This is a genomic window from Nostoc sp. NMS4 (assembly GCF_017115095.1).
GTDB lineage: Bacteria > Cyanobacteriota > Cyanobacteriia > Cyanobacteriales > Nostocaceae > Nostoc.
In genome coordinates this window covers 1-8,619 of record NZ_JABXKI010000068.1, presented here as the reverse complement: position 1 = coordinate 8,619, position 8,619 = coordinate 1, and the positions used below count along the sequence as shown (strand labels likewise).

Genomic DNA, 8,619 nt, shown 5'->3' with positions numbered 1-8,619 from the left:
GAAATTTTCAAAGATAACATTGTAGTCTTTTTATTCATAATGCCCATTTGTCAAGTCCGATTTATACAAATTTCAATGAACTTACCCTGCAAATTTCAATAGAAAAAGTATCTAAAGATTTGACACAAGCATCTAAAGATTTTTCATTGTAAAAACTAAGTTAACTTTTGTATATTTTTTATGAAACTAGCGTTAATTACAGTTTTTTTGGTCAGTAAGTTTCATAAAGGCACTCTGTAATTCAGTCCGAAAAGCTCAAGATTAACAACTAAAAAAAGTTACGAAGGAAGCTTAATTGTGCCTTCCTGACATTTCTTGATTACGCAAAATTTATGTCCTAATAGGAGAATAAACTCTAATGGCATCTGATTCAAATTCTGTTTTTGGTAATACCGTTAATAGTGGTGGTCAGGCTAGCAACCTCAGCGATCCTTTCGCACCTGAAGGCGCTTTTGGCATCCCAACGGCTGACAGCTTCGATTTTGATAAGTATGGAATTCCTAAAGAAGGCAGTTTCGATCCCGCTAAGTATGGCATCCCAACGGCTGAAAGCTTTGATCCTACTAAGTATGGAATTCCCAAAGAAGGCAGTTTCGATCCTGCTAAGTATGGCATCCCAACGGCTGAAAGCTTTGATCCTGCTAAGTATGGTATTCCAAAAGAAGGCAGCTTTAGTTTAGGTAGCTCTGGTATTCCAACGGCTGATAGCTTCGATCCTTCTAACTTTGGTATTCCAACTGAAGGCAACTTCAACCCTTCTAACTTTGGTATTCCAACCGGAGGCAGTATACCAAATATTGGTAGTAGCCCAACTGCTTAGTGTGGCAATTGGTAAATTTAAGTTAGACATAATCCTAAAACTCTGGGTTTGTCTACCTCTTAATTAAGCGATATAGCGGTTCTCAGTTGAGTGAGGTACAAGAACCTCAACCCCAACCCCCTCCCCGCAAGCGAGGAGGGGACTATGATGTAGCTCATGTGATTAGTAAACGCTATATGCAACTTCCACTAAACAAAAATCCCATCCTAGCAAGAGATAACAATTATAATTTTGTAGCTTTTGCATAGCATGGGGTTTTTATTATCTATGGAAGACTTAGTAGTGGATATAACTCCATCATCTAATACTTCCATTTTAAATTTATTTATATTCCTGCAAAGCCCCTAACTTGCGAATTCCTGGCCAAATCATAGCTGTAGCAATCACTACTACAATTGTGCCAATTCCACCACCCACAACGGAAATCACTGGGCCAAATAAAGCTGCTGTCAACCCAGACTCAAAGCCCCCTAATTCATTGGAGGCACTAATAAACACGCTATTAATAGCAGCAACCCGACCACGCAAATGATCTGGTGTTCTGATTTGAACTAATGTATGGCGAATTACAACGCTAATGCTATCTAGTGCGCCACCAAGGATCAGCATCAACATCGACAGCCAAAAGGAACGAGAAAGTCCAAAGATAATTGTGACAACCCCAAAGCCAACCACTGACCACAATAAAGCTGGGCCTGCTTTGCGTAACGGTGGTAAATACGCTAGGGTAATGGCCATAGTCAAAGCACCGATGGAATGGGCTGCTTGTAAGTATCCCAATTCTATTGGCCCCACATGCAAAATATCTTTGGCAAAGATGGGTAGCAATGCGATCGCACCACCCAACAATACAGCAAACATATCTAATGTGATCGCTGCTAAAATCAACTGATTCTGCCAGACAAATTTAGCACCGGCTGACAACGCTTTGAGTGAGATTGGCTCAGTTGTGCGAATACTTTTTTGCTCTTTGATCGCCAGCGTTAAAATAAAACATAGTAACGCGGCGATCGCAGCTAATACATAAACTCCTGTAGCACTTCCCAATAGCGCAATCCCAAATCCTCCGAAGGCTGGGCCGATAACTGCGGCTAACTGAAAGCTACTACTATTCCAGGTGGCTGCATTGGTAAATGCACTGACAGGTATCAACTGCCACATCAGAGCATCACTGGCAGGTTTGAGGAATGCCCTAGCGACACCTGTTAATACCAAACAGGCGTAAATTAGAAAAATTGCACCTTGAGTATAGGAAAGTACTCCTAAAGCTAGGGAGCAGAGAGCTAGTAGCATTACCGAGAGTAACATGGTGAGTTTGCGATCGCGGCGATCGGCCACATGTCCGGTAATCAAGGTGAGAGCAATCATTGGCAATACTTGGGCCAGTCCTACACCACCTAAAGCGATCGCTGAGTTAGTCCGCTCATAGAGTTCCCAGCCAATCGCTACAGTTTGCATTTGCGACCCCACGAACAGCACTAGCCGTCCGATGGTAAATAGCCGATAGTCTCGAAACTTAAAGGCTGCAAAGGGATCGTGCTGTGCAACCTCAAAGTTATGGGGCTTTGAGTTCTGTTTTCTCGAAGACATTTTTTAGTAGAGTTAAGCCTTCTTCAATGTTGGAAATTTGGTCTTCTGTCAGACCTTTTAGCAAGTCGGTAATATGAGCGCGAGTTTGATCTTGGGATTGCTTGAGATGATGTTTTCCATCTTCAGTTAAATTGAGCAGCACCCGCCGCCGCTCTTTAGGATGAGCAATCCGTTGCACGAAGTCGCGTTGTACCAAGCGTTCTATAGTTGCTGATGCCGTGGCTGAGGTGACACCTAAATGCTCTGCCAACTCACATAATGAAGCCCCAGGATTGCGGTTGATAAATGCTAGCGATCGCAATTGAGGTATAGATAAAAAAGCGGCACTATGGGCACGCATATCCGCTCGGATAAACCGCATCATCAATGGCACTGTTTCCATTACTCTAGCGGCACATTCTTCGGAAGTTGCACCTTGATTAGGTTTATCCAAGGTCATGGGCTTGTTGTTCTCCTAGTTACATGGCCACCCGTGGATAAAGTTTTCCACCAATGATGGCCAAAATTATTAATGTGAATAAGAGAATTGTACAATCCAGACCAAAGCCATAGATGCTAGTGCCGTTTAACAACATACTGCCGCGTAAGCCGTCAACCTCATAAGTTAAGGGATTTAAATGGGAAATGAACTTTAACCAATTGGGCATCAACGAAATCGGATAAATGGCATTGCTAGCAAAAAATAACGGCATGGTTAACAATTGTCCAATACCCGTCATCCTTTCTCGGCTTTTTACCAAACAGCCAATAATTAATGAGAAAATACAAAAAGAACCCGCCCCCAGCATGACTATCACTAGTACCTGGAGAATAGCTAAAGGATGAAGATTTAGTTTGACACCTAATAAAAATGACAATCCGTAAATGAATATTACCTGAGATAAGCACCGTACCCCACAGGCTAGACCTTTTCCCAACACCATCGCTACACGGGGCGTAGGACTAGCTAAAAATTTATGGACAATCCCTAAATCTCGTTCCCAGATTAGCGTCATTCCACCACTGAAAATTGCCACAAACAAAATACTCTGAGCCAAGATGCCAGCAGAAATGAAGTCTAAATAGGGTAAGTTTCCTGTAGGAATCGCGCGAGTCCGCGAGAAAACTTGCCCAAAGATCAGCAGCCATAATGCTGGTTGCACAGCTCGAACTACTAAATCAGTGGGATCGTGGCGGAGTTTACGCACTTCCAATTCTGCGATCGCTAAGGTTTTCACAACTAGCTCTTTGATTGCAGAGATGATATTTACTCGGACAGTGGGTGGTGATTTAACCCAACCGTTGAGCAGTACGTCTGGTTCTTGCTGTGTCACGGTAGTTCACTCCTGATGTTAACTGGTCGCCTGTATAGTGAATAAAGACATCATCCAAAGTTGCGTTAGGCTTACCTAATGAGGCTTTTAAGTCGTTTGGTGTACCTGTAGTAACGACTTCACCTTGCTGCATAATCGCTACTCGGTTACATAAGCTATCTGCTTCTTCTAAAAAGTGGGTTGTTAAAAATATAGTTGTGCCGTAATCAGCACAGAGTTGTAGTACAAGTTGCCATACTTGAGTTCGAGCGATGGGATCTAGCCCGACAGTTGGCTCATCAAGAAACAGAATTTGGGGTTGATGTAGAACTGATATGCCAATTTCCAGCTTGCGGATCATCCCACCAGAGTAGTTTCGTACCAAGCGTTTCGCCGCATCTTGCAAACCCATGTATTCTAGAATTTCATAGATCCGGCGATCGCGTCCTTTGGCAGGTATTCCATACAGCTTGGCGAAGATTAAGAGATTTTCGTAACCCGTGAGACTACCATCAGCAGACAGCGCCTGGGGGACATAGCCGATAGCCCGCCTCACAGGATTAGGTTGACGAGTCACATCATAGCCAGCTAAGGTTGCTTTCCCTGCACTGATAGGCAGTAAGGTTGTCAACATCTTAATAACTGTACTTTTCCCTGCGCCATTGGGGCCAAGCAGTCCAAATACTTCGCCTTGTTGCACAGATATGCTCAGGTTATTAACTGCGGTTAACTTCCCAAAACGGCGTGTGAGTCCCTGAGTTTCCAGAATTAGCGGTTTTGGTTCTTCTTGAGGTTGCGATCGATTTATTTTTCCCGTCAGTATTGTCACAAGTTTGATGCACTTCGATTAATTAGTAAATCTAACTATTAGCTTCTCAATAGATTTACCAGAAGTCAATAGACGAATGGCATAAATTTGAATCAGAGTAAAAAGAAACTCAGTAGAGTGGCGGCGAGGTTATTGATGGGTGAAGTATAACTGACAATTATCGCAGTCTACCCATCGCCCGCAAGTTCAAGTTATTGATATCCTGTTCAAAATCCTCCACCCCGTAATGCACTGAAATTTGACGACTTGCGAGTAGATGCTGAAATGCTATACGATTCATCCCTGCAAGCCGGCTGGCTTGAGCAAGGGTTAACTTTTCTTTTTGAAAGAGCATCACCGCAATTTCCTGTTTCATTTCGCCTTCAGTCATCCGAGTTACGGTTAATATTTCATTAGGAATGACGACGCTCATAATTACAATCCTCTCTATCACTATACTGAACCGGATAACCATGACTGATAACGTGCAGAACAACATTCTCAATGAGTATGATAACAGCCTGAGAATACTCCAAAAACTTGAAGCAAAGGTAAAAGAACTTTTAAACGATCTTTTAGAACCAAATAAAGCAAATATTCATACTATAAGTTCAAGAATAAAATTAAAGGATAGCCTTAGCAAGAAAATAGAGCGTAAAAACAAGTACTCTTATTTAAGAGATATAACTGATATCGTTGGGTTTCGAGTCATCACCCTTTATGCTGATACTGTTGATGAAGTTGCCAAAATTATTGAATCTGAATTTAATATAGATGAGCAAAATTCTATTGATAAAAGAAAAGCTCTAGAACCCAATAGTTTTGGCTATCTTTCACTTCATTATGTAGCTTCTTTGTCTGATAATCGAGGTCAGTTACCTGAAAATACTTTAATTTCAGATTTTCGTTTTGAAATACAAATTCGTTCAAATCTTCAGCATATTTGGGCTGAGATAGAACATCAGCTTGGATACAAAAGCAAAAATTCACCTCCCCAACCAATTCAGCGAAGATTTTATCGTCTTGCGGGACTTCTCGAACTTGCTGATGAAGAATTTAAACATATTCGTAATGACATTGAGGAGTACAAAGGTCAGATAGAAGATAGTATAAATCAAAATAATTTGAATAATGTAAGAATTGATATAGAGTCAATTAAGGAGTTTATACAAAGAGAACCTTTAGTTAAACAAATAAGTAAAACTATATCTACCAAAATAAATGTACCTCTCCACGAAAATCAAGGTGTTGAATCGGATATAATTGAGCGATTAATTTTTTCAGGTTTCTCTAATATTGAGGAAATCAAAATAGATTTAGAACAATATAGAGACAAAATTATAGACTTTGCTGTGTTATGGATTAGTGGAAGCAATAGAAATAACTTTAGCTTTATTACTTGTGAAGTAGCATTCATATATCTTTGTTATATCAAATTAGCTTTGATAGGGGATGTGCCTGATATAATATATCGCCTTAAGTTTTTTCCTCTTAATATAGGTACTGAAGAACAATTTAAACAACTTGCTGCTCGGATTTTGAAAACATATAAAGATATAAATCCGTAAGATTTATGATTTGAGGCAATGAGATTGCTTACTATACAATCTTTTGTTTGCATGAGATTTTTGAGAATATGGAAGGCTCTATAGCAATCCTAAGCGATTTAATTCTCTGTAAGTATTTGGAAGTGATGCAAGATGAATAAAAGTAGAATTGGGTTGCTGGATGTAGTAGCACTGACAGCTGATCTGCCTGAATACAACTTATACCGTGGGCAAGTTGGCACAGTAGTAGAATTATTAGCTTATGGCGCTGCATTTGAGGTTGAATTTAGCGATCGCAATGGTCGCACTTATGAATCTGTCGGTTTACGCCCAGAGCAAATTATGGTGTTACATTTTGAGCCAACATCTCCTGATTCAGTCTCGGAAATGATGCCAGCGTAATCGATATAAAAACGCAGATGCTAATGAGATTTATGATGGGCTACCCTTACGCACATAAATATAGAGAATCTGGCGATCGCTTATTGTATATTGTAGTTTTGAGAGCCATACCAAGATAGATAAAAAGTAGAGAGCGAAATAATGCTAAAAACATTCAGAGCTTGGTTGAAAGGAAGTAGTTTAGAGTGGATTGATGATGTACCTACATTGGGAGAGCAACAAATTCCAGTTCATGTGACATTGCTGGAAAATGAATGAGTGATAGATAAACAAGCACGGGGACGAAGAATGGCTGAAATATTAGAAAAACTTGCTGTGAGTCAAGCTTTAGCTGATGTTGATCCAGTTACTTGGCAGCAAGAAACTCGTCAAGACCGTTCACTTCCGGGACGATAAAACGTGCTGCTTGATAGCAATATTATTATATATTCTGCTCAACCAGAAAACGCCCAATTGAGAGAGTTAATTGCTGAATATGCACCTGCGGTATCAGCACTTAGTTATTTGGAAGTGAGATAATTGCTGCGGAAGGTGATTTGAGGCTGTTACCTAGTCAAGCAGAATAATATTTTGCTACACCAAACAGATGTTTCAATTAAGTATAAAGCTAGCGATCGCATTATGACTGCTGAACCCGGACTATATACAGCGCTCACGATCGCAACTATCTTGCTTGTGGGAAACCCTGGAATAACTAGGACAAACTTAATCATAATGATAAAGTTTTTTTAATAATTTCTATATTTTTATAACTCAACTAGCTGGCTATAATACCTCTAATGCTTATTTTTAGGGCTTTTGCAGCTTACTTAACTAGCTTCAGTAGTTACCTTGACTAATCAATGAGGTTAAGAGAAACTAACTAAATACTGATGTATGTGCTTATAATATTAATAAGTTTTGTAAAGATTCTGAGATATATATGTTGAAACATGGAACATTAGTTAACAAATGGCAAGTTTGTATCTAAAAATGTTCCTACGGCTATATTTGTAGCCTTCTGCTAAGGCAGTACAATTTAAGCGTACTTATCCTGGTTGGCCAAAAGAATGGAGACATTAGAGTTCATAATTTATCCAGACGGTCGGGTACAAGAGAAAGTCACAGGTATTGTGGGTGCTTCTTGCGCTGAGGTTACAGCAGCAATAGAGGCACAGTTGGGGCAAGTACTTAATCATGAGCCAACCTCAGAATATTTCGCCGCCAAGGTGCAGCAATCTAATATGGCGAATACACACAGCACTTACAGCGATTGGTAAGTTTTCACAGTAGTTTAGTGTTATTAATTCACAACCACCATGTCACACTTTAGCCAAATTAAGACTCAAATCCGTAACCTTGATTCTTTGAAAGATGCTTTGACTGAATTGGGCGTAGACTGGAAACCCGGCCCACGTGAAGTCCGTGGCTATCGCGGTCAAACCCATCCTGCGGAAGTTAGTATTGAGCAGGAAAATGGCTATGACATCGGTTTTAGATGGAATGGCAAAGAATATGAACTGGTGGCTGATTTGCAATATTGGCAGCAAGATTTGTCTGTAGATGGATTTTTGCGCCAGGTAACACAGCGCTATGCTTATCAAACAGTTGTCAAAGAAACCACTCGTGTTGGTTTTCAAGTTTCTGAACAACAAAAAAATGAAGATGGTTCAATTCGCCTGGTAGTACAGCGCTGGAGTGCGTAATGGCTGATTTTCTGCCGTCGCCGGAAGAACAAGAAGAGAACCGTTCGGGTTTGGAACCAGAATTAGGGGGTTTTTTACGGGATGCTCCAGAACGTTCTGGTTTGGAACCGGAATTAGGTGGTGTGCTGCGCCAAAATGGGGTTTATGTTGACGAAATCACCTGTATTGGTTGCAAACATTGCGCTCATGTTGCGCGTAACACTTTTTATATTGAACCAGATTACGGGCGATCGCGCGTAGTTCGGCAAGATGGGGACGCTGAAGAAATTATCCAAGAAGCAATTGACACTTGTCCGGTTGATTGCATTCACTGGGTTGATTACACTGAAATGAAAAAGTTAGAAGAAGAGCGCAAATATCAGGTAATTCCTGTAGTGGGTTATCCGGTAGAACACGCAGTTGCTGCTAGCGAACGTCGGCGTAAAAAGCAAAAGTTAAAAACCAAAAAATCCCGTTATTAAGATAAAAACGTTAA

Annotated in this window: 13 protein-coding genes; 7 read left to right on the top strand and 6 right to left on the bottom strand. The window is 40.6% G+C overall.

The genetic code is table 11. The annotated features are described in order from the left end of the window. The first annotated feature begins 358 nt into the window (after positions 1-358). Complete coding sequence (locus tag HWQ37_RS03435) at positions 359-820, top strand: hypothetical protein (protein ID WP_292743790.1); 462 nt, start codon at positions 359-361, stop codon at positions 818-820. A 321-nt stretch (positions 821-1,141) separates the two neighbouring features. Here the strand turns inward: HWQ37_RS03435 and HWQ37_RS03430 are convergent, their stop codons facing one another. The 5 genes from HWQ37_RS03430 to HWQ37_RS03410 form a co-directional block, all read right to left on the bottom strand. Then, on the bottom strand, positions 1,142-2,410 hold the full coding sequence (locus HWQ37_RS03430; RefSeq protein ID WP_292743787.1) for an MFS transporter: 1,269 nt from the start codon (positions 2,408-2,410) through the stop codon (positions 1,142-1,144). Then, positions 2,376-2,849 carry a MarR family winged helix-turn-helix transcriptional regulator gene (locus HWQ37_RS03425; RefSeq protein ID WP_292743785.1) on the bottom strand — a complete coding sequence of 158 codons (474 nt, stop codon included), beginning with the start codon at positions 2,847-2,849 and terminating at the stop codon, positions 2,376-2,378. Before HWQ37_RS03425 ends, HWQ37_RS03430 begins: the two co-directional genes overlap by 35 nt. Before the next feature lie 19 nt (positions 2,850-2,868). Further along, positions 2,869-3,723, bottom strand: a complete 855-nt coding sequence (locus HWQ37_RS03420) for an ABC transporter permease (protein WP_292743782.1) — start codon at positions 3,721-3,723, stop codon at positions 2,869-2,871. Continuing rightward, positions 3,680-4,531 (bottom strand): ABC transporter ATP-binding protein, encoded by an 852-nt coding sequence (locus tag HWQ37_RS03415; RefSeq protein ID WP_292743779.1) that lies wholly within the window; start codon positions 4,529-4,531, stop codon positions 3,680-3,682. Before HWQ37_RS03415 ends, HWQ37_RS03420 begins: the two co-directional genes overlap by 44 nt. A gap of 157 nt (positions 4,532-4,688) precedes the next feature. Further along, complete coding sequence (locus tag HWQ37_RS03410; protein ID WP_292743776.1) at positions 4,689-4,943, bottom strand: UPF0175 family protein; 255 nt, start codon at positions 4,941-4,943, stop codon at positions 4,689-4,691. Between the two features lie 40 nt (positions 4,944-4,983). Between HWQ37_RS03410 and HWQ37_RS03405 the strand changes: the two genes are divergently transcribed. From HWQ37_RS03405 to HWQ37_RS03395, 3 genes are all read left to right on the top strand, one after another. Beyond that, a complete protein-coding gene (locus HWQ37_RS03405; protein WP_292743773.1) occupies positions 4,984-6,078 on the top strand; it encodes a GTP pyrophosphokinase in 1,095 nt (364 codons plus the stop codon). Between the two features lie 132 nt (positions 6,079-6,210). Continuing rightward, entirely contained in the window at positions 6,211-6,459 is a 249-nt protein-coding gene (locus tag HWQ37_RS03400; protein ID WP_292743770.1) for a DUF4926 domain-containing protein, read from the top strand. 258 nt (positions 6,460-6,717) lie between these two features. Further along, positions 6,718-6,855 (top strand): hypothetical protein, encoded by a 138-nt coding sequence (locus HWQ37_RS03395; protein ID WP_292743768.1) that lies wholly within the window; start codon positions 6,718-6,720, stop codon positions 6,853-6,855. A 149-nt stretch (positions 6,856-7,004) separates the two neighbouring features. Here the strand turns inward: HWQ37_RS03395 and HWQ37_RS03390 are convergent, their stop codons facing one another. Beyond that, positions 7,005-7,172 carry a hypothetical protein gene (locus tag HWQ37_RS03390; RefSeq protein ID WP_292743765.1) on the bottom strand — a complete coding sequence of 56 codons (168 nt, stop codon included), beginning with the start codon at positions 7,170-7,172 and terminating at the stop codon, positions 7,005-7,007. A gap of 336 nt (positions 7,173-7,508) precedes the next feature. On the opposite strand from HWQ37_RS03390, the gene HWQ37_RS03385 reads away from it, so the two are divergent. The 3 genes from HWQ37_RS03385 to HWQ37_RS03375 are packed head-to-tail and all read left to right on the top strand — an operon-like array spanning position 7,509 to position 8,605. Continuing rightward, on the top strand, positions 7,509-7,718 hold the full coding sequence (locus HWQ37_RS03385) for a DUF2997 domain-containing protein (protein ID WP_292743762.1): 210 nt from the start codon (positions 7,509-7,511) through the stop codon (positions 7,716-7,718). A gap of 39 nt (positions 7,719-7,757) precedes the next feature. Continuing rightward, positions 7,758-8,144, top strand: coding sequence for a DUF1257 domain-containing protein (locus HWQ37_RS03380; RefSeq protein WP_292743760.1), 387 nt, complete (start codon positions 7,758-7,760; stop codon positions 8,142-8,144). Beyond that, on the top strand, positions 8,144-8,605 hold the full coding sequence (locus tag HWQ37_RS03375) for a ferredoxin (RefSeq protein ID WP_292743758.1): 462 nt from the start codon (positions 8,144-8,146) through the stop codon (positions 8,603-8,605). Before HWQ37_RS03380 ends, HWQ37_RS03375 begins: the two co-directional genes overlap by 1 nt. The last annotated feature ends 14 nt before the right edge of the window (positions 8,606-8,619 follow it).